At 65.1% G+C, this 19,698-nt stretch carries 19 protein-coding genes; 13 read left to right on the forward strand and 6 right to left on the reverse strand.

Annotation, left to right across the window (positions count from 1 at the left end; all coding sequences use genetic code 11):
* The first annotated feature begins 104 nt into the window (after positions 1–104).
* From EG799_RS00760 to EG799_RS00775, 4 genes are all read left to right on the forward strand, one after another.
* Positions 105–809 carry a 50S ribosomal protein L25/general stress protein Ctc gene (locus tag EG799_RS00760; RefSeq protein WP_123877672.1) on the forward strand — a complete coding sequence of 235 codons (705 nt, stop codon included), beginning with the start codon at positions 105–107 and terminating at the stop codon, positions 807–809.
* Entirely contained in the window at positions 806–1,252 is a 447-nt protein-coding gene (locus EG799_RS00765; protein WP_123877674.1) for a hypothetical protein, read from the forward strand. The genes EG799_RS00760 and EG799_RS00765 overlap by 4 nt, the downstream gene beginning before the upstream one ends.
* A 12-nt stretch (positions 1,253–1,264) precedes the next feature.
* Positions 1,265–1,834 (forward strand): aminoacyl-tRNA hydrolase, encoded by a 570-nt coding sequence (pth, locus tag EG799_RS00770; RefSeq protein ID WP_123877676.1) that lies wholly within the window; start codon positions 1,265–1,267, stop codon positions 1,832–1,834.
* A 140-nt stretch (positions 1,835–1,974) separates the two neighbouring features.
* The gene (locus EG799_RS00775; protein WP_123877678.1) at positions 1,975–2,313 is read left to right on the forward strand and encodes a PEP-CTERM sorting domain-containing protein; all 339 of its coding nucleotides are present in this window, start codon (positions 1,975–1,977) and stop codon (positions 2,311–2,313) included.
* A gap of 9 nt (positions 2,314–2,322) precedes the next feature.
* Here EG799_RS00775 and EG799_RS00780 read toward each other — a convergent pair whose 3' ends face one another.
* Positions 2,323–3,432: a tetratricopeptide repeat protein gene (locus tag EG799_RS00780; RefSeq protein ID WP_158610967.1), complete on the reverse strand. Its 1,110-nt coding sequence runs from the start codon at positions 3,430–3,432 to the stop codon at positions 2,323–2,325.
* A 117-nt stretch (positions 3,433–3,549) separates the two neighbouring features.
* Here EG799_RS00780 and ychF point away from each other — a divergent pair, with 117 nt between their 5' ends.
* Complete coding sequence (gene ychF, locus EG799_RS00785; RefSeq protein ID WP_123877682.1) at positions 3,550–4,650, forward strand: redox-regulated ATPase YchF; 1,101 nt, start codon at positions 3,550–3,552, stop codon at positions 4,648–4,650.
* Here ychF and EG799_RS00790 read toward each other — a convergent pair.
* Together EG799_RS00790 and EG799_RS00795 are read right to left on the reverse strand one after the other, a co-directional pair.
* On the reverse strand, positions 4,647–5,540 hold the full coding sequence (locus tag EG799_RS00790; protein WP_158610968.1) for a DUF2167 domain-containing protein: 894 nt from the start codon (positions 5,538–5,540) through the stop codon (positions 4,647–4,649). The two genes, ychF and EG799_RS00790, sit on opposite strands and share 4 nt — an antisense overlap.
* Positions 5,541–5,678: 138 nt before the next feature.
* A complete protein-coding gene (locus tag EG799_RS00795) occupies positions 5,679–6,983 on the reverse strand; it encodes a tetratricopeptide repeat protein (protein WP_123877685.1) in 1,305 nt (434 codons plus the stop codon).
* Positions 6,984–7,260: 277 nt separating this feature from the next.
* Here EG799_RS00795 and gyrA point away from each other — a divergent pair, with 277 nt between their 5' ends.
* Positions 7,261–10,056 carry a DNA gyrase subunit A gene (gene gyrA, locus EG799_RS00800; RefSeq protein WP_123877687.1) on the forward strand — a complete coding sequence of 932 codons (2,796 nt, stop codon included), beginning with the start codon at positions 7,261–7,263 and terminating at the stop codon, positions 10,054–10,056.
* Between the two features lie 120 nt (positions 10,057–10,176).
* Here gyrA and EG799_RS00805 read toward each other — a convergent pair whose 3' ends face one another.
* Positions 10,177–10,872 carry a lysoplasmalogenase family protein gene (locus EG799_RS00805; protein ID WP_123877689.1) on the reverse strand — a complete coding sequence of 232 codons (696 nt, stop codon included), beginning with the start codon at positions 10,870–10,872 and terminating at the stop codon, positions 10,177–10,179.
* A gap of 66 nt (positions 10,873–10,938) precedes the next feature.
* Between EG799_RS00805 and trmFO the strand changes: the two genes are divergently transcribed.
* Complete coding sequence (gene trmFO / locus EG799_RS00810; protein ID WP_123877691.1) at positions 10,939–12,306, forward strand: methylenetetrahydrofolate--tRNA-(uracil(54)-C(5))-methyltransferase (FADH(2)-oxidizing) TrmFO; 1,368 nt, start codon at positions 10,939–10,941, stop codon at positions 12,304–12,306.
* 4 nt (positions 12,307–12,310) lie between these two features.
* Here the strand turns inward: trmFO and EG799_RS00815 are convergent, their stop codons facing one another.
* The gene (locus EG799_RS00815; protein ID WP_123877693.1) at positions 12,311–12,772 is read right to left on the reverse strand and encodes an EF-hand domain-containing protein; all 462 of its coding nucleotides are present in this window, start codon (positions 12,770–12,772) and stop codon (positions 12,311–12,313) included.
* A 27-nt stretch (positions 12,773–12,799) separates the two neighbouring features.
* Positions 12,800–13,492, reverse strand: a complete 693-nt coding sequence (locus EG799_RS00820) for a hypothetical protein (RefSeq protein WP_123877695.1) — start codon at positions 13,490–13,492, stop codon at positions 12,800–12,802.
* 292 nt (positions 13,493–13,784) lie between these two features.
* Here EG799_RS00820 and EG799_RS00825 point away from each other — a divergent pair, with 292 nt between their 5' ends.
* The 6 genes from EG799_RS00825 to EG799_RS00850 all read left to right on the forward strand — a co-directional run bounded on the left by EG799_RS00825 (position 13,785) and on the right by EG799_RS00850 (position 19,692).
* Positions 13,785–15,380 carry a TadE/TadG family type IV pilus assembly protein gene (locus tag EG799_RS00825; protein ID WP_123877697.1) on the forward strand — a complete coding sequence of 532 codons (1,596 nt, stop codon included), beginning with the start codon at positions 13,785–13,787 and terminating at the stop codon, positions 15,378–15,380.
* The gene (locus EG799_RS00830) at positions 15,377–15,892 is read left to right on the forward strand and encodes a TadE/TadG family type IV pilus assembly protein (RefSeq protein WP_123877699.1); all 516 of its coding nucleotides are present in this window, start codon (positions 15,377–15,379) and stop codon (positions 15,890–15,892) included. Before EG799_RS00825 ends, EG799_RS00830 begins: the two co-directional genes overlap by 4 nt.
* A gap of 5 nt (positions 15,893–15,897) precedes the next feature.
* Positions 15,898–16,344 (forward strand): TadE/TadG family type IV pilus assembly protein, encoded by a 447-nt coding sequence (locus EG799_RS00835; RefSeq protein ID WP_158610969.1) that lies wholly within the window; start codon positions 15,898–15,900, stop codon positions 16,342–16,344.
* Positions 16,345–16,436: 92 nt separating this feature from the next.
* Complete coding sequence (locus tag EG799_RS00840) at positions 16,437–18,401, forward strand: TadE/TadG family type IV pilus assembly protein (protein ID WP_123877703.1); 1,965 nt, start codon at positions 16,437–16,439, stop codon at positions 18,399–18,401.
* A complete protein-coding gene (locus EG799_RS00845) occupies positions 18,398–18,988 on the forward strand; it encodes a TadE/TadG family type IV pilus assembly protein (protein ID WP_123877704.1) in 591 nt (196 codons plus the stop codon). Before EG799_RS00840 ends, EG799_RS00845 begins: the two co-directional genes overlap by 4 nt.
* Entirely contained in the window at positions 18,985–19,692 is a 708-nt protein-coding gene (locus tag EG799_RS00850; protein WP_123877706.1) for a TadE/TadG family type IV pilus assembly protein, read from the forward strand. Before EG799_RS00845 ends, EG799_RS00850 begins: the two co-directional genes overlap by 4 nt.
* The last annotated feature ends 6 nt before the right edge of the window (positions 19,693–19,698 follow it).

The raw sequence follows: 19,698 nt of genomic DNA on the forward strand, positions 1-19,698 counted from the left end.
CAAGCGCAGCGATTGCCCCTAATGGCGCCCCCTTCCCCCCGCATGGATCATCCCTGGAGGCGTGCGGCGGGACGACAAACTACGCAATCGAAAGGCATGACGAAATGAGCGACGCTCTGACCCTGCCGGCCGAGACGCGCGAACGGGCTGGCAAGGGAGCCTCCCGTGCACTGCGTCGCGAGGGCCGGATTCCCGCCGTGATCTACGGCAACAAGGAAGACCCCACTCCCATCCACGTGGAAGAGAAGGAGCTGGTGAAGCAACTCGACACCGGTCACTTCATGAACTCCATCGTGATGGTCGAGATCGACGGCAAGCAGACCCGCACCCTGCCCAAGGACGTGGCGCTGCACCCGGTCACCGATCGCCCGATCCACGTCGATTTCCTGCGTCTCGCGAAGAACGCCAAGATCGACGTCGAGATTCCGGTCGTGTTCGTCAATCAGGAAGCCAGCCCCGGCCTCAAGAAAGGCGGCGTGCTCAATGTCGTGCGGCACGAGCTGGAACTGGTCTGCGAAGCGGACAAGATTCCCTCCGAGATCGAACTGGACGTGACCGGGCTGGACGTGGGCGATTCGATCCACATCAGCGCCGTGTCCCTGCCCGCAGGTTCGGAAAGCGCGATTACCGATCGCGACTTCACCATCGCGACCATCGTCGCCCCGTCCGCGCTCAAGCGCGCCGAGGGTGAAGGCGAGGAAGGCGAGGAAGGCCAGACCGGCGAGGGCATGGAGCCTGGCGAAACGGCCGCGACCGAGCAGGGTCCGGACGACGACGCTGCCGAGGAGCAGGAAGAGAAGAGCGAATGATGCGCCTGCGCGCGCTGATATTCGCAAATGTCGCGGGACTGGGGCTGGCCATCGCGCCGGCCCCGGCCCTCGCGCAGCAGCAGGCGCAACCCCGCTCTGCCGTGCTGCCGAGCAATCCGCAGGACTTCCAGTGCTTCGCGCTGATGCAGCAGCGCCGTGCCGCCTACATCGCCAATCCGCAGGCCGCGCCGGCCAACCGCGCCGAACTGATCAACAATCTGACGATCATTTCCGCCTTCTATGCCGGGCGCCTGACTCACTACCCCGCCGCCGACGCCGCAGCCCAATTCGCGTCCGCCCGATCTGAACTGGCCGCCGCCACCCCGCAGCAGCGCGACGCATTCGCCGGCGTGTGCACGCAATTCTATCTTACCGTCATGGATGCCCTCATCAATCCGGACGGTCAGCCGCAGCGGGGCCAGCAGTCGCAGCAGCCGCGCTGAGAAAGGCGGTCGATGCAGCTCTGGGTGGGTCTCGGAAATCCCGGTCCGCGCTATGCGATGCACCGGCACAATGTCGGGTTCATGGCACTCGACGTCATCGCCGACATGCACGGCTTCGGTACCGTGCAGACCAAGTTTCAAGGCTGGTTCCAGGAAGGCCGCATCGGCAGCGACAGGATCGCGCTGCTGAAGCCCGCCACCTTCATGAACGAAAGCGGCCGCAGCGTCGGCGAGGCGATGCGCTTCTACAAGATCGGTCCGGACGCGCTGACCGTCTTCCATGACGAACTCGATCTGGCTCCGTTCAAGGTAAAGGTGAAGCAGGGCGGCGGCCATGCCGGGCATAACGGTCTGCGCTCCATCGACAGCCATTGCGGCCCGGACTTCCGGCGCGTACGCATCGGAATCGGTCATCCGGGCAGCAAGGACCGCGTGAACGGGCACGTTCTCGGCAATTACGCCAGGACGGAGCAGGACGATCTCGCGCAGATGCTCGGCGCGGTGGCAGCCGAGGCAGACCGACTGGCCGAGCACGACGATGCCCGCTTCATGAGCGACGTCGCGCTGCGCATGCAGGACTGACGCGGGAAACAGGTGTCGGGTTTCCTGACAGCACGAGGCGATCCGCAGCGTCGTTAACCATCGCACCGCGCGCGATCCGGCGACTGGCACGTGGGTTGCATCCCCTCGCGATAACCAAATCGCTGCAGGGGGTTATCGCCATGAAGACCAGGTCCGCCGCCATCGCCATCTCGTTCGTCGCCCTGTCTCTGGCAGCGCCGGCCCATGCCACCTGGGGATGGGGATGGGGCTCGGGCGGCTGGGGCCACACGCATTACAGCGGTTGCGGGCATACCGGCTCTTCGACCTCGACCGGATCGACCAGCAGCACCTCTGGCGGATCGACCACCGGCAGCTCCACCAGCTCCACGAGTTCGACGACAACGGGCGGATCGACCGGCGGAACGCAGGTGCCCGAGCCTGGCGGGCTGGGCCTGATGGCGGCGGCCCTTCTCGGCCTCGGCCTGGCGCGCCGCCGCCGGCAGCAATTGACCGCCTGAAGGTTTCCGTCAGCGCGCCGCCAGCCGGGCGGCGAGGCGCCTGATCGCCTCGGGCGCGTCGGCACGCACCGCCAGCGGCGCCACGACCTCCCGCGCCTGCGCGGCCTGCCCTGTCTCGATCAGCACCTCCGCATAGATGCGCGCGATCAGCGGGTTGTCGGGATGCTGGCGCCAGACCGGCACGATCTGGGCGCGGGCCTGCTCGGGCTGGCCCGCTTCGAGCAGCGCCTTGGCGTAGAGCGCGCGCGAATCGGGATGATCGGCGATCAGGTTTTCGTTGCGCTGAAACAGCGTTCGCACCCCCGCCCAGTCGCCGGCTTCGGCCTTCAGCCGCGCGGCCAGAAACAGGAATTCGGCGTCGCGCGGATAGGCCTCCGCCCCCCGCAGAACGAGCGGGCGGAGCAGATCCATCCGCCCCAGCGCGCCCAGTTCGGCGATCGCGCCGAGCAGCGCGGGCCGATCAAGAGGGGCAATGTCGAGGATCGCCAGAAAGGCGCGCGAGGCCAGGTCATGCTCTCCATCCAGCTGCGCGAGGCGGCCGGTCACGTAAAGCGTCTCGATCCGGTCCGGCGCTTCGGCCTGCGCCCGGCGCACCGCCGGTCGCGCCCCGTCCGCATCGCCGCGGGCGAGATACCAGGAGGCTTCCGCCGCGTGGAGACGCGACCGGTCCCCCCAGGCCTGCCGGCCTTGTGCGAAGGCAATCCGGGCCGCTGCCTCCTCGCCCTGCATGTCCGCCGCCAGCGCGCGAAGACGCCAGCTGTCCGCGCTGTCCTGACCGCGCAGCAGCCGCTCGGTTGCGGCGGTATCGCCAGTCTGAAGGTGCCCTTCGGCGGCGAGCAGCGCCGCGTCGTCCGGACGCTCGCCGGTCCTGTCGAGGCGCCCCAGCGTCGCCAGCGCCGCCTCGCCCCGCCCCATCGCGATCTGCGCCCGGGCAAGCAGGGCGAGAGCCGGGACGTTGCGGGCATCATCTCCCAGCGCAGCCTGCGCCTGCTGTCCGGCGGTTATGTAATCCTGTTTCGCGTAGGCATCCTGCGCTGCGGCCAGGTGATTGTCCTGCGCCGCCGAACAGGCGGCCAGGGCGGCGGCGAAGGCGACGGACCACAGGGTGCGGGCAGGCATGCCCTGCTTCTGGCACGAAAGCGCAAACATTCGATGAAACGCGCGGTGCTTCCCCTCCCCGGCCATCGCGGCTAAGGCGCGGCACGACAGTTCAAACGCATCCAGAAGGTATCAAGCATGGGATTCCGCTGCGGGATCGTGGGCTTGCCCAATGTCGGCAAGTCGACCCTTTTCAACGCCCTTACCGAAACGCAGGCCGCGCAGGCTGCCAACTATCCGTTCTGCACGATCGAGCCGAATGTCGGCCAGGTCGCCGTGCCCGACGAACGGCTGGAGAAGATCGCCGGTATCGCCGGCAGCGCGAAGGTCGTCCACACGCAGCTTTCGTTCGTCGACATCGCCGGTCTGGTAAAGGGCGCGAGCGCGGGCGAGGGTCTTGGCAACCAGTTCCTCGGCAATATCCGCGAGGTCGACGCCATCGTTCACGTCCTGCGTTGTTTCGAGGACGACGATATCCAGCATGTCTCCAACACCGTCGACCCGATCGCCGATGCCGAGGTGGTGGAGACCGAACTGATGCTCGCCGATCTGGAAAGCCTGGAAAAGCGCGTTCCCAATGCGCAGAAGCGCGCGACGGGCGGGGACAAGGAAGCGAAGATCATGGCCAGCGTGCTCGGCCAGGCGCTGGACCTGCTGCGCGACGGCAAGCCCGCCCGCCTGACCGAACCGCAGGATGACGAGGAAGCGCGCATCTTCGCACAGGCACAGCTGCTGACCGCCAAGCCTGTCCTGTACGTCTGCAACGTCGGCGAGGACGAGGCGGCGAGCGGCAATGCCATGAGCGAGAAGGTCTTTGCCAAAGCCGATGCAGAGGGGGCGGAGGCGGTGGTCGTGTCCGCCGCGATCGAAGCCGAACTGGTCGGCATGGAGCCGGAGGAGCGGCGCGAGTATCTTAGCGAGCTGGGTCTGGAGGAAACCGGCCTGGCCCGGGTCATCCGCGCCGGATACCAGCTGCTCGGGCTCAAGACATTCTTCACCGCCGGCCCCAAGGAAGCGCGCGCCTGGACCTGCCCGCAGGACGCCAGGGCCCCGCAGGCGGCGGGCGAAATCCATACCGATTTCGAAAAGGGTTTCATCCGCGCCGAGACCATCGCCTTCGATGATTACGTCGAACTGGGGGGCGAGAGCGCCGCGCGCGAAGCGGGAAAATTGCGGCAGGAAGGCAAGGACTATCTGGTGAAGGATGGCGACGTCATGCTGTTCAAGTTCAATGTCTAGGTCTGCCCCGCGACCCTCCGCCGGCCGATCAGGCGGCGGAGCGGTCCGAAGAACAGTCCGGCCAAGATGAGTGCCGCGACGATCAGCGGCTTGGCGACCTTCACCAGCAAGGCAAATGCGCCAGCGTTCTTGGCCACGGCCAGCCCCGCCCCGCCCGCGACGAGACCGGCGATGCCGTATCCGGCGGCCACGTCCGTCGCGCTGTCGTAATCGGCATAGCGGTAGCCCGGATCGAAAGCGGCGCGACCAGCGAGCGCGTCGGCCGCCTCGCGTATCTCGGCAAGGCGGGGCATCGCTGACACGACGTTCAGGCTGAGCACGCCCCGCCGCCCGAGCGCGCGGATCTCGTAGTTCAGCGTGTTGACGTCGGCATCGTCGAAATCGAGTTCGCGCGCCCAGACGACCGAGTGATCGACGCTGTCGTAACGCGGCTGCGCCACCCACCCGACGATCTCGACCCCCGCATTGCCCGCGGCGCGGCGGCGGGCGTTGAGGTCGGCGCTGGTCTGACGCATGGCATCGAGCACCGCCTCGGGATCGACCTCTCGCGCATCGGCGTTGGACACCCATCCACTCTGCTCGAACGTAACCACGGCGCCCCAGCTGTCCGACAGCGGAGTGGTACCGGCGGGCATCACCAGCCCGAGTGCGCTATTCGCCTCGTCCGGGTGATTGCCCCACAGACCGATCAGGATCGACCGCGCATCCTGCGGACCGTAGAAGATGTAGTCCTCGCCCAGGTCGAGCGAAGCGTGAGCCTGCGTAATCGCGATCCCCCCGCTGCGCGGATCGAGCCTTTCGAGCAGGCGTGCGACCTCGGGCGGGGGCTCGACCGGCCGCGCGGATGCGGGCGACCCGGTGGCAGACAGCATGGCCAAGCAGAAGGTCACGAAGGCGCGCATCGGTCTCCCATTCTCGAAAAAGGCGCAAGACCTGCTAGCACGCCGGTCGTTACCGCCGCGCAAATGAAAGCGGCGCGGAAAGCCGATGCCCCCCGCGCCGCCCGTTCGCCTTGGGAATGTCTTGCCTCAGCCGGCCTGCTGCGCGGCGTAGATGGCCCACAGCCGAGCGATCGGCTCGCGCTGACCATCGACCTGACCAAAGGTCGTCTGCGCCGCGGCATAGTCGCCCTGCATGGTCTGGGCGATGCCGAGGCGGGTACGGGCAGTATCGGCGTCCGCACCCTTCTCGATCGCCAGCTGGTACATCTCGGCGGCCCGCGCGTAGTCATCGAGCGAATAGAGCACGTCGCCCGCGTTCATCGCATCGAGCGAATCGCCAGAACGGGCCTGCGCGATCGTCGTGTCGATCTCGCGCCGGTCGAGGGGCGCACGCTCGTCGACGATGGGCTTGACCTCGGTGTAATAGCTGTCGGTCGCGCTGAACTGGCCGTTCTGGAGGCCGAGCGCGAGGATGTCCCCGACCTCGTTCGCCATGATGCGCGGATCGAGATCCTCGATGAAACGGATCATGGTGGTCCGTTCGTCGAGCACGCCGGCGGCCTGCATCAGGCGATACAGATCGACTCTCTGATCTTCCGGAAATTCGGTCAGCGCATTGACGACCTGGATGGCGTTCTTCCAGTTCTGCTCCGTCGGGTGGGTCTTGAGCAGCAGATCCGAAACGTCGACTGCCTGCGGCGCGAGTTCGCTGTCATAGGTGGTCTGCAACGCACGCAGGAGCCAGCGTTCGGGCACCGGCTGACCGGCGTCCAGCCGGCGCTGCGCCGCCTGGACGGTATAGTCCACGGCCGCGGTGGGATTGTCCTCGGCCACGTAGGACTGGATGATGATGTATTCCGGATCGTTACCCGGATCATTGTCATTGTCCGTGTAATTGGCCGCCATCGCCGCCTCCACGGCAGAACGCGCCGCGGCGTAATCACCCGCGTTGTAGGCAAGCTGGCCGACGAAGAAATTGAAGCGGGCGAGTTCGCTGGCCGGAACCGTGTTGGTCGCCAGCATCATTTCCAGCCCGCGGCGCTGGAGGGCGGGATCGTTCAGCTTGTTGCCGATCGACAGGATGAGATTGCCGGCCGCGTAGCGATCGTCGGGCGACTGGGCGGCAGCCTCGACCGATCCGATCTGCGCCCGCGCGCCTTCGGGATTGGCGGCCTCGCCTTCCAGCATGGCGGCGACGGGCTGGTAGACCTCGACGAAGGCGGGCGTGAATTCGCGCTGCCGTTCCTCTTGCTGCTGGTCCTGGGCCTGGGCAGGCGCGCTCAGCGCGAGCGATCCCAGCGCAGCGCCGCCCGCCAGCGCCGCGGCCATCGCCAGCCGGGCGACGGGACCGCGAACGGAATGGCGGCGAGTGGGATGGTTAGCGCGGTTCATTGAAATTCTCTCCTGATATTACCTGTTTCGGGCAACTGAGTGCGCCCGGACATGCGGGCGGCGCCAATCGCATGAACGCCGCAGAATGCAAATCTCTCCTACAAATCGGGCGCTGAATGCCGTTTTAACGGAATCGGCCCCGCCGCCGCCCGGCGGTGGCCCTGACATGTGGAAAAAACCGCGAATTGCGGCGCTTCGGCGGGTGGCAAACTGGCACTTTGACCGCCCCTTCCCTAGATTGCCGGGTATCAGGAACAGCGATGGATAACGCGTCCCCGTGAGCGACGACACAGACACCCTTACCCCCCCGGCCGCGCCCGGCGAGTTCGACCGGATCGACATCGTCGAGGAAATGAAGACCAGCTATCTCGATTACGCGATGAGCGTGATCGTGAGCCGCGCGCTGCCCGACGTGCGCGACGGATTGAAGCCGGTCCATCGCCGCATCCTGTTCGCCGCGAACGAGGGCGGCTACGTCGCCGGGCGCCCCTACCGCAAATCCGCGCTCGTGGTGGGTGACGTGATGGGTAAGTATCACCCCCACGGCGACAGCGCGATCTACGATGCGCTCGCGCGCATGGTGCAGCCGTGGTCCATGCGCGTCCCGCTGGTCGATGGCCAGGGCAATTTCGGCAGCATGGATCCCGATCCCCCGGCGGCCATGCGCTATACCGAAAGCCGCCTGGCGCGGGTTGCGAATTCGCTGCTCGACGATCTCGACAAGGACACGGTCGACTTCGTCGACAATTACGACGGATCGCGGCAGGAACCCTCGGTCCTCCCGGCGCGCTTCCCGAACCTGCTGGTCAACGGGGCCGGCGGTATCGCCGTGGGCATGGCGACCAACATTCCGCCGCACAATCTGGGCGAGGTGATCGACGCCTGCTTCGCCTACATGGACGACCCGGGCGTGACGGCGGAGCAGCTGCACGAGATCGTGCCGGGGCCCGACTTTCCGACCGCCCCGCTCATCCTGGGACAGTCGGGCGCGAAGGCCGCCTACACCACTGGGCGCGGGTCCATCCTGATGCGCAGCCGGCACGAGATCGAGCGCGGCAAGGGCGACCGGGAGAGCATCGTGCTCACCTCCATCCCCTACCAGGTGGGAAAGGCCGGCCTGGTCGAGAAGATAGCCGATGCCGCCAAGGAACGGCGGATCGAGGGCATTTCGGACATCCGCGACGAATCGAGCCGCGCCGGCGTGCGCGTGGTGATCGACCTGAAGCGCGACGCCACGGCCGAAGTCGTGCTCAACCAGCTGTGGCGGCACACGCCCGCGCAATCGAGCTTCCCCGCCAACATGCTCGCCATTCGCGGCGGCCGGCCCGAGACGCTGGACCTGCGCGACTTCATCTCCAGCTTCATCGCGTTTCGCGAACAGGTCATCACCCGGCGCACCAAGTACGAACTGAACAAGGCGCGCGACCGGGCGCATGTATTGCTGGGCCTCGTCGTTGCCGTATCCAACCTGGACGAGGTCGTGGCGATGATCCGCGGTTCGTCCAATCCCGCCATCGCGCGCGAGAAGCTGATGGCGAAGGAATGGCCCATCGGCGACATCGCCCAGTACATCCGCCTGGTCGAAGCGATCGAGCCGACGGCGGACGAGGAAAGCGGCACCTACCAATTGAGCGAACGGCAGGTGAAGGCCATTCTCGACCTGCGCCTTCACCGTCTTACCGCGCTGGGCCGCGACGAGATCGGCGGCGAGCTGGAAGAGCTGGCCGAACGCATCCAGTACTACCTCTCGATTCTCGCCGACCGGGCGAAGCTCTACGGCGTCATGCGCGACGAATTGCAGGAGGTGCGCGATCAGTTCGCCACGCCGCGCCTGTCCGAGATCGCGCCGGCGTGGGACGGGCTGGAGGACGAGGATCTGATCGAGCGCGACGACATGGTCGTGACGGTCACGCTCGATGGCTACATCAAGCGCACCCCGCTCTCCACCTTCCGCGCCCAGAACCGCGGCGGCAAGGGGCGTGCCGGCATGAGCACGAAGGACGAGGATGCGGTGTCGAACATGTTCGTCACCAGCACGCACAATCCCGTGCTGTTCTTCTCCACCGCGGGCAAGGTCTACCGCCTGAAAGTCTGGAGGCTTCCCGAGGGTGCGGCGAACACGCGCGGGCGACCGATCGTGAACCTGCTGCCCTCGCTCGAGAAGGACGAGAGCATTGCCGCCGTACTGCCCTTGCCGGAAGACGAGGCGGCATGGGGTTCGCTCAACGTCGTCTTCGCGACCGCGCTCGGCAATGTGCGACGAAATTCGATGGATGCGTTCACCAACATTCCCTCCAACGGCAAGTTCGCCATGCGCTTCGACGAGGACAGCAAGGATCGCCTGATCGGCGTGAAGCTGCTGGAATCGGGCGACGACGTGCTGCTCGCCACCCGCATGGGCAAGGCCATCCGCTTCGCTGGCGAGGACGTGCGCGAATTCGTCAGCCGCACGTCTACCGGCGTGCGCGGAATGAAGTTCAAGGAGGCGGGCGACGAGGTCGTGTCACTGTCGATCCTGAAGGGCGGTAGCGCCACCCCCGACGAGCGCGACGCCTATCTACGCGTCGCCCCCTGGAAGGCGGACGACGACGCGGTTCCGCTGTCGGACGATCACCGGGCGATGGCCGAAGAGGAAGAGTTCATTCTCACGGTCTGCGCCAATGGCTACGGCAAGCTGTCGAGCGCCTACGAATATCGCAGAGCCGGGCGCGGCGGCATGGGCATAACCAATATCGACAACATCGCCCGCAACGGACCCGTCGTGGCCAGCTTCACGGCGACCAAGGCTGACCAGCTCATGCTCGTCACCGATCAGGCCAAGCTCATTCGCATCGGTCTCGATTCGTTGCGGGTCATCGGTCGCGGCAGCGCCGGCGTGCGTCTCTTCAACGTCGGCAGGAACGAGCATGTCGTCTCGGTCGTGCGCATCGACGAGGACGAGACGCCGGAGAACGAGGCGGAGGAAGCCGTCGCCGAGGAAATGGCCGCGCGGCGCGGCGGAGACGATGTCACGAGCCCGGACACCACCGCCCACTCGGACGGCAATATCGAAGGCGAGCCGGACTCCGGTTAAGGCTACTCGCCCGCAATACGCTCGCAATCGCCCGCATTGCGTTCGTCCGAAGTCGGACGGCCGGGCGGGCGTCCCTCTCCGGCGCGGGGTTCGGATCGTTCGCTCCGCCCGCGCCTGACCTCAGTGAGCCGTCTCCCTTCCTCCTTGCACGACGCGCAGTTCTGGATCGCGCTTGCGCAGCGTCGTTATCACCCCGATGCAGATCAGGAACTGCCCGAGATAATAGATCGGCCAGACCAGATATTGCGGAACGTCGCTGCCCGAAAGCGGGCCCATTTCGGCGAACAGCAGCATGTCCGACAGCAGGAACAGCATCGCCCCCGCCCCCACCCGGTAGCGCGGGAAGCTGCTCGCCCATGCGCCCGATGCCATCGCGCCAAGGGCCAGCGCATAGAATGCGGTCGGCAACGCCATCGTGCGGTCGTAGGGGAAGAAATAGGCGATGGCAGGCGTCAGGATCAGCGTCAGACCCACGACCCAGCTTTGCGTCTTTGTCAGTGCGGGGCGACGGTTTCTGAGGAACACGCCGAGCGCCAGCACGTGAAAGGCGAAGAACAGCAAGGCGCCGATCGTCCGGTCGAACATGATGCCCATGTCCCCCAGCGCCGCCGCGGCCATCGCCCAGGCGAGCAGATGCGCGTCGGGGCTGGAATGGCGCATGTAGGCGTAAACCGCCAGCAATCCGACCGCGCTGCCCTTCAGCGGGATGAGCCACAGTTCGGGGACGTCGCTCGCCCGCAGGTAGTAGAAGGCCAGCGCCGCCGCGACGCTGAGCAGCAGGAAGGGGCGTTTCTGAGCGAGTGCGCGCTTGGGCATGGTACGGGCGCCTAACGCGGCATGCAGGTTTGCGCCAGCGGCTTTGCGGGCCTATCTGCGCGAACGATGACCCATGACGTTCACATCATCGGCGGCGGACTCGCTGGCAGCGAGGCCGCCTGGCAACTGGCGTTGCGGGGCGTCAGCGTGCGCCTGTCCGAAATGCGCGGCGGCGGCGGATCGACCCCGGCTCACCAGACCGATGGGCTTGCCGAACTGGTCTGCTCCAATTCCTTCCGCAGCGACGACGACACGAGGAACGCCGTCGGCCTGCTGCATCACGAGATGCGGCGGCTCGATAGTCTGGTGATGCGGGCGGGCGAACGGGCACGTGTGCCCGCCGGAAGCGCGATGGCGGTGGATCGCGACGTCTTCAGCGAGGAGGTGCAGCGCACGCTGGACGAGCACCCCCGCGTCACCGTTGTGCGCGAAGTGGTGGAGACGCTGCCCGAAGCCGGCCTCACCATCGTTGCCACCGGCCCGCTGACCGCCGCCCGGCTGGCCGAGAGCATCGTCGGCGCTACGGGCGCGGACCGGCTCGCCTTCTTCGATGCCATCGCCCCCATCGTTCACCGCGAGAGCATCGACATGGACGTGTGCTGGATCCAGTCGCGCTGGAACAAGCGGACCAAGGCATCGAACGACGGCGGCGATTACATCAATTGCCCGATGATCAAGGAGCAGTACGAGGCCTTCGTCCAGGGACTGCTCGACGCCGAAAAGGGCGAGTTCAAGGAGTGGGAGGCCGGAACCCCCTATTTCGATGGCTGCATGCCGATCGAGGTGATGGCGGAGCGCGGGGTGGAGACGTTGCGCTACGGTCCCATGAAGGGGGTGGGCCTCGACAATCCGCACGATCGTACGCCGGAGCATCCGCAGGGGCGCTGGCCCTACGCCGTCGTGCAACTGCGACAGGACAATGCGCTCGGCACGCTGTGGAACATGGTCGGCTTCCAGACCAAGATGAAATGGGGTGCGCAGAAGGAACTGTTCCGCACCATCCCGGGGCTGGAAAAGGCGGAGTTCGCGCGTCTGGGCGGCATGCACCGCAATACGTTCATCAACTCGCCCTTGCTTCTGGACCGGCAGCTGCGCCTGAAATCGGCGCCGCATATCCGCTTCGCCGGGCAGATTACCGGGTGCGAGGGTTATGTCGAAAGCAGTGCCGTAGGGTTGATGGCCGGCATCATGACGGCAACCGAGCTGACGGGCGAAAGCTGGACGCCGCCGCCCGCGACGAGTGCGATGGGAGCGCTGCTGTCGCACATCACCGGCGATGCGGAGGCAACCCACTTTCAGCCGATGAACGTCAATTTCGGACTGTTCCCGCCGATGCACGAGGTGAAGAAGAAGCAGCGCAAGGAGGCTTATACCTCGCGCGCCAAGACCGATTTCGGCGAGTGGTTAACGCAGATCGAGCGCGTGCCCGCCTAGACTTTCAGCAGCGGCAGCTCGGCGTGCTGCGCGGTTTGGGCGCGCTGGTCGCGAATTCGGCGGCCGTCAGTTCGCGATTGCCGTCCGCGTCCATCTCGTCGAAACGGTCCGCCGTAGTGACGGCCCACTCCTCGAAGGTGAGGAGGTTGTTGCCATCCACGTCCAGCCGGCGGAAGCCATCCGTGCGGGTGGAGAGCATCTCGTTCCGGGTGATCTTCAGGTCGCGGTTGCGGTCGTAGCGGAAGAAGCGGCGCTGTTCGCGCGTCAGTTCGCTCGCTTCGGGCGGCGCGGGGCCGTGCAGATCGCCGACATCGGCGCTGGACAAGGCATCGGGATCGTCTGGCGCGGCGATATCGACTTCCGGCGGAGGCGCGCCGCGCTCCACCTCGGCGCGGCCCTGCCACCAGAACATTCCCACCGCCACGAGCACCAGCGCGCCGAACGCGCCCAGAATCACCTTGTTCATCATCGCGCCCCCCTAACCGCCTGACGCTTAGCGCCCGGTAAGCCCGCTTCGCAAGGCAACCGTCATCGCGCCGGGTCCGTCGAGCAATTCCTTGCTGCTCCGGGCAACGGCGCGGAGCGACAAGGCGCGCAGCACCGCGAGGGGGCGAAGGGGGCGGTCGAGACGCGGCGTGGCGGCCCGCCCGGCTTCAAGCATTCCCTCGACCTGCCGGCGCTCGGCACCTGGCGGCAGGTTCAGCGCGAGATCGGCCAGAGCGTGGATTGCGGCAGACCTCTCGACGAGGGGCGCATCGATCCGGCTTCCCACGCCTTCGGCAAGGGCCGCCCAGGCTCCGGCATGGCCCGCTGCATAGGAATCTGCCTCTTCCCGCCCAAGCGATTCCGCCAGCAGTATCTCCCAGCCATCGACCAGGGCTTCCAGCCGCTTCGTGTCGCCCCGCCAGCGGGCCAGCGCGGCCAGCAGAGGTTCGCCCGCTGGCCAGTCCTCGGGGGATTGCCGGAAGCGGTCGCGCCACCACGCCAGCTTCATCTGCGCGATCACGGGCTCGCTCGCCTGGCGCAGCACACCGCCAAGACGCTGGTTGAGCGCGAGAAGCGCGAGGATATCGCCGGCCGCCCGGCACGGGGCGTAGGACAGGGCCAGCCGGTGAGCGAGCGGCAACGTGTCGAGAAGATCGTCGTCCATCGCGACCGGCATCGGTATCGCACACAGCCGCGTCAAGCCTCGCGCCGCTGTTCCTTCGAGCGAATATTACCGAATTAACCAGTAATCTTGGCGATTTCTCCACGCCCGTTCGGGCAGGATGCACGGCGAGCGGGCGCTGACGATTCGTTCGTGGAAGGAAGGGCAATGCCAGACCTGCCGTTTGACCGCCCCATGCACCGCATCCGACCCGCCCCACGCCTCGCAGACGATGGGTAGCGAAGTGTTAACCGTGCTTCTTCACACGGTGGTTACCAACCGATGAGTATTTCCGACTGACAAATCTCAACTTTGCGCAAGGTTCCGCCCCATGATCAGGAAAATCGCTCGCAAACTCGCCGGATTGTGCCGCTGCAACAGCGGCAACGCGACCATGCTCGTGGCGCTGGGTATGCCGGTGCTGATCGGCGGTGCCGGGCTCGGCGTCGACTTGACGCAGTGGTACATGTGGAAGCGCGAACTGCAATTCGCGGTAGATCAGGCCGCCGTGGCCGGGGCCTGGGCCCGTGCCGAGGAGGAAACCGAGGGCGACTACATCACCCGCGCGCAGCAGGAATTCGCCGCCAATCTTTCCGTCACCGGCGACGAGACGACCATCCCGGACGTTCGGCTCGCCAATTTCGCCGCCGGCACGGACAATTCGGTCGCGGTATCGGCCAGCTGGGGCAAGCGCCTGCCCTTCTCCAGCATCCTGACCGACCAGAGCGCGTCGATCTATGCCTATGCCCAGGCGAGCTTCGAAGAGGGTCGCACCTTCACTAGCTGCCTTATCGCGACGGATGATGACGATTACGGCGCCGTTACCATCGGGGGCAGTTCCATACTGACAGCAAGCTGCGGCATTGCCGCGCTATCGACAAACGCTACCGCCGTCGCGGTCAACGGGAACCCGACCGTTGATGCCGGCTGGATTCTCGCAGCCGGCGGTATCGATCAGTGGCTGAAAGATAACACCGACGACATCATCCTCGAATACATGTCCGGCCTTGTCGATCCATACAAGGAATTAACGCCCCCGGATCCGGCGAATTCTAGGGTCAACCGTACCTATAGCTGCGCTCAGCAGGCTGCCACGAGAAAGGCGGACGTGTCTGTCCGGACCGTGGTGTCCTATTCATATTACGTCGGACAGAATAAAAACAACAATACCGCGTGGAACAATCTTGCGGCGAAGCAGAATAGTGATTCGACGACCGTGACGCGCGATCAGCTCGTCTCCCAGAATACGAATTCGGGGACTACGACGGATGGACCGAACGAAGAGTGGACCGCTATTGGTGGTTCGAAAAAGGATACCAAGTGGGAAAAGAAGACAACGACGACGACCACGACGATATCCAATGTTCGAAATGAAGGCGGGCAAACGGCGGGCAACGTTGTTCCGGGAACCTACTCCGGTATTCATGTGAAATGCGCGACGACGTTTCAGCCAGGCGTCTACGTGATCGACGGCGGAACCGTGAAGATAACGGGACAGCATGAAGTCACGGGATCGAGCGTCATGTTCGTTCTCAAAAATGGGGCGAGCATCGATATTTCCGGCGGCGCGAACATCAACCTCACCGCAATCCAGGCATCAGACCTCATCGCCGACGGCATACCTGCTGACGAAGCGAATCGGTTGGCTGGCCTTATGATTTTCGAAGATCCGCAGGGCGACGGTGCGGGCCAGAACGGTAACAAAATCAATGGTAATTCGAACACGATCCTGAACGGTACGATCTACCTCCCGAAAAGCGGCGTGGATTTTCGCGGAACTGCCGGGGTTACAAGCCAGTGCCTGATGATCGCGGCAGCCACCATCACCATTGGCGGCAATGCGAACATGAGCACTTTCTGTCCGGCGAATTCGGCAGAGGATACGACAGTCCTGACGACCGCCGCCAAGGTGAGGCTCGTGGCATGATGCGCTGGCTCGCCCGCACGGTCCGCCCGACCGCCCTTGACGCCGACGAGCGCGGATCGATGGCGATCGAGACGGCCATCGTCGCCCCCGTGCTGCTGTGCATGGCACTGGGCGGGTTCGAAGTCAGCTCGATGGTCGCGCGTCAGACCGAATTGCAGAGCGCAGCGGCCGAGGCCGCAGCGGTAGTGCGCGCCGTCTCTCCCGAGACGGCTGCGGAACGGCGAACCGTCCGCAACATCGTCGCCACCTCCATCTGCGGCAACGACACACCCGACACGTCCGGCGATGCAGCGACCTGCGGGGCGAGCAACCAGACCAGCGTGACCGTCACGCCTCTTGTCCGCTGCGGCACGGCGACAAGCTATGTCGCGAGCGGCACGGATTGCGGCGCGCAAGCGACCTACAAGTTCATCCGAGTCGATCTGGCCGACCGCTACGATCCGATCTGGACGAAGTGGGGCATAACCAACGGGTTCAACTACAACATGAGCCGGACGGTGCAGGTGGGATGAGGGCCATGCGCGACTTGAAAACTCTCGCCCGCGACGATGCCGGATCGACCATCGTCGAGTTCGCTTTGATCGGGCCGGCCTTCCTCATCATGATGCTGGGCGTTCTCCAGATCGGGATCGCGCTGCAGAACTACAACGCGCTGCGCAACGTGTCGGCGGACACCGCGCGCTACGCCATGGTGCAGCACCAGACGGGCAACACCATCAACAACAACCAGATCCGCACCTATGCGATCAACCATTCGACCGGCGCGCCCTATCTGCTCAGTTCGACGCAGCTGAATGCGGTGGTCGACGAACCGCTTGTCCGGCGCGTGGCCGATGCGCGCGAACTGAATCTCACGATGAGCTACCAGATCGACAGCCTGCTGGGCTTCGCCGGCATCGATGGACCTTTCATCACCTATTCGCGGCCCATCTTCCTGCTCGACAACACCCTGCCGGCAACCTGATAGCGGCAGCGTGCAAGCGCTTGATGGGGAAGTGAAAAAAATTAACCGCGTTCGTTTGCGAAGGTCGAACGACGAGCATGTAGAGCGGCGCAATGGCCGTGTTCCCGCCCCTCCCAACCGCGCCGCGTTCGGACCTGCTGCGTCGTCTCGCACGCAACGAGGCGGGCAACGTCATCGCCATCATCGCCGCGAGCATCTTTCCGCTGCTGGCACTGATCGGCGGCGGGATCGACATGGGCCGCGGCTATCTGTCGCAGAGCCGGTTGCAGCAGGCCTGCGACGCCGGCGTTCTGGCGGCGCGCAAGCGCTTGGGAACCCAGGTCGCCGCCGGAGCCGAGATTACCCAGGACGTGGCCGATACCGGCCAGCGTTTCTTCAACATCAACTTCGGCGAAGGCGATTACGGCACACGCAACCGCGCCTTCCAGATGACGCTGGAGAGCGATTTCTCCATTTCGGGTGAAGCAAGCGTGGACGTGCCGACCACGATCATGGCCGTGTTCGGTTTCACCGAGATGGATGTTTCGGTCGACTGCACCGCGCAGATCAACATGGCGAACACCGACATCATGATGGTGCTCGACACTACCGGGTCGATGGCGGAAACCAATTCCGGCGATACCTTATCCAAGATCGAGGCGCTGCGCTCCACCGTCAGCAGCTTCTACGATCAGATGGCCGCAGCCGCCCGGGGAACCAGCCGCATCCGCTATGGCTTCGTGCCCTACTCCACCAACGTGAATGTCGGGCATCTTCTGGCCGACGACTGGGTGGTGGACGATTGGGATTACCAGTCGCGTAGAAGCATCGTTACAGGGACGAAGAAGGGCACGCGCACCTACAACCGCAACTGGACGACGATCAGCGGCAGTGCGGGCAGCGAGACGGTGATAAGCACCTATCCGGCCACCTATCACGAGGCCCAGCCCGGTACGCAGGTGGTCGACGACAACGAAAACGTCACGACCGTCGGCGCAAGCGGCGCATACTGGAGCTGCGACACCGCCGCTCCGGCCGGAAACGTCTCGACGACATCCGAGATGCTCTCCAGCGAAGAGAACAATTTCGAAGGGCCGCCGCGCGGAAAGCAGACCGTCGAACTGTGGCAACGGGTACAGGACGGCACGGGCTACCGCGTAACCCGCTCCGGCGAGACCTGCCAGGTCCGGCAACGCGTCTATGACCGGTTCACCCAGCAATACGAACGCGTCACCGAACCGACCGAAAACGACATCACCAAGTGGCAATACCGCCAGCTGACCTACGACGTCAGCGACTGGCGCAGCAGCGGTAATGGCTGCATCGAGGAGCGCGCGACCTACCCCATCGACGATTTCGACAACGTCGATCTGTCTCGCGCGCTGGACCTCGATATCGATCTGGTGCCGACGTCTGACGACGATACGCGCTGGCGCCCGTCAATGCCGCAATATCTCTACGCCCGGTCGATGAAATACGACAATACCGGCAGCTTCACGCCGGCATCGGTCACCACCAACGACAATTACATCGCCCCCGCCGTGCTCGGATTGGCCCAGTGCCCGAGCCCAGCCATGCGGTTGTCCGAAATCACGTCGGGTCAGCTCGACACGTTTCTTTCGGGGCTGACCGCATCGGGATCGACCTACCACGATATCGGCATGATCTGGGGCGGCCGACTGCTCTCGCCAACCGGTCTGTTCGCGGCGGACAACCGCGACGTCAGCGCCGCGCAGCCGACCAATCGGCACATGATCTTCCTGACCGATGGCGAAACCGCTCCGCTCGATCTGGCCTACGCGTCCTACGGGCTCGAACCGCTCGACCGTCGCCGCTGGTCGCCATCGTCGGCGCTTTCGCTGGTCCAGACGGTGGAAAATCGCTTTTCCTTCGCCTGCGAGGAGGTGAAGAAGAAGAACATCACCGTCTGGGTCATCAGCTTTGGCACGGCGCCCAACGCGATCATGCAGACCTGCGCCGGCCCGGATCACTATTTCGTCGCGGACGACGCGGCCGAGCTGGAAAGCGTGTTCACCGCCATCGCCAACCGCATGGCCGAATTGCGGGTCACACGATGAAGGGCGGCATTCGCAAGCTCGCGGCCGACGAAACCGGCGTCACCGTGGTCGAATTCGCGCTGATCGCACCGGTTCTGGCGCTGACGCTGATGGGCCTGTTCGATTTTTCCTACAACATCTATGCCGAGACGATGATCGAGGGTGCGGTGCAGAAGGCGGCGCGCGATTCCACCATCGAAACCTATGCCAATTCGCCTGCGGACCTGGACGGTCACGTCGAGCATGCGGTGCAGCAGATCGTCCCGCGATCCGATGTCGTCTTCAGCCGCAGCGCCTATACCGACTATGCCGATATCGGACGCGCGGAGGAGTTCACCGACTCCAATGACGACGGCATCTGCAACGATGGCGAGCCGTTCGTCGATGCGAACGGCAACAATGCGTGGGATACGGACCGCGGAACAAGCACCACGGGCGGCGCGAAGGACGCCGTGCTGTACGAAGTCACCGCCACCTACGACCGCATGTTTCCGCTCGCCGGCCTGCTGGGGTTCGACAACGAGGTATCGGTTTACGCCCGCACTGTCCTGCGTAACCAGCCCTACGACGAACAGGCGGCGCGCCGCAGCGTCGGGAATTGCCCGTGAACCGGGTTTTCGCCCCGATTCGCGCAGGTTTCGTCCGGCTCATGCGCGACCGCGCGGCGGTGGCGATGACGGAGTTCGCGCTCACCCTGCCCTTCCTTCTCGGCCTCGGTCTGATGGGCATGGAAACCGCCAACCGGGCGCTGATCCAGATGCAGATCTCGCAGCTTGCCGTCCACGTGGCCGACAATGCCTCGCGGATCGGTGACCGATCGATCCTCGAGGATACGAAGATCTACGAGCGGCAGATCAACGATCTGTTCTACGGCGCGGAGATCCAGGCAGGCTCGGGGCTGGGCCTCTACGAACACGGTCGCGTGATCCTCTCCAGCCTGGAGGTGGTGCCGGACACGGAGGACCAGCAGTATATCCATTGGCAGCGTTGTCTGGGATCGAAGCGCCACACCAGTTCCTATGGCGAGGAAGGGGACGGACTTACCGGCACCGACTTTCCCGGCATGGGCCCCGCGGGAGAGGAAGTGCTCGCCTTTCCGCGCGAGGCGGTGATGTTCGTCGAGGTGGTTTACGACTACCAGCCCATCATCGGCGCGCCGTTCACCTATGATGAGGATACGGTGAGCGCGATCGCCAGCTTCACGGTGCGCGACGCGCGCGACCTTTCCCGCATATATCAGCGCGATCCGGGCGACCCCGATCCGGTCGCCAGTTGCGATACCTATGGCGGCTCGCCCTACTCCACCCTCTGAAAGCCA

Source organism: Aurantiacibacter spongiae (assembly GCF_003815535.1).
Taxonomy (GTDB): Bacteria; Pseudomonadota; Alphaproteobacteria; order Sphingomonadales; family Sphingomonadaceae; genus Alteraurantiacibacter; species Alteraurantiacibacter spongiae.

Coding starts and splice junctions, on each gene's coding strand:
- EG799_RS00760 (WP_123877672.1), top strand. CDS start 105: ATGAGCGACGCTCTGACCCTGCCGGCCGAGACGCGCGAACGGGCTGGC.
- EG799_RS00840 (WP_123877703.1), top strand. CDS start 16,437: ATGGCCGTGTTCCCGCCCCTCCCAACCGCGCCGCGTTCGGACCTGCTG.
- trmFO (WP_123877691.1), top strand. CDS start 10,939: ATGACCCATGACGTTCACATCATCGGCGGCGGACTCGCTGGCAGCGAG.
- pth (WP_123877676.1), top strand. CDS start 1,265: ATGCAGCTCTGGGTGGGTCTCGGAAATCCCGGTCCGCGCTATGCGATG.
- ychF (WP_123877682.1), top strand. CDS start 3,550: ATGGGATTCCGCTGCGGGATCGTGGGCTTGCCCAATGTCGGCAAGTCG.
- EG799_RS00825 (WP_123877697.1), top strand. CDS start 13,785: ATGATCAGGAAAATCGCTCGCAAACTCGCCGGATTGTGCCGCTGCAAC.
- EG799_RS00775 (WP_123877678.1), top strand. CDS start 1,975: ATGAAGACCAGGTCCGCCGCCATCGCCATCTCGTTCGTCGCCCTGTCT.
- EG799_RS00765 (WP_123877674.1), top strand. CDS start 806: ATGATGCGCCTGCGCGCGCTGATATTCGCAAATGTCGCGGGACTGGGG.
- EG799_RS00805 (WP_123877689.1), bottom strand. CDS start 10,872: ATGCCCAAGCGCGCACTCGCTCAGAAACGCCCCTTCCTGCTGCTCAGC.
- EG799_RS00830 (WP_123877699.1), top strand. CDS start 15,377: ATGATGCGCTGGCTCGCCCGCACGGTCCGCCCGACCGCCCTTGACGCC.
- EG799_RS00835 (WP_158610969.1), top strand. CDS start 15,898: ATGCGCGACTTGAAAACTCTCGCCCGCGACGATGCCGGATCGACCATC.
- EG799_RS00815 (WP_123877693.1), bottom strand. CDS start 12,772: ATGAACAAGGTGATTCTGGGCGCGTTCGGCGCGCTGGTGCTCGTGGCG.
- EG799_RS00795 (WP_123877685.1), bottom strand. CDS start 6,983: ATGAACCGCGCTAACCATCCCACTCGCCGCCATTCCGTTCGCGGTCCC.
- EG799_RS00845 (WP_123877704.1), top strand. CDS start 18,398: ATGAAGGGCGGCATTCGCAAGCTCGCGGCCGACGAAACCGGCGTCACC.
- EG799_RS00780 (WP_158610967.1), bottom strand. CDS start 3,432: ATGCCTGCCCGCACCCTGTGGTCCGTCGCCTTCGCCGCCGCCCTGGCC.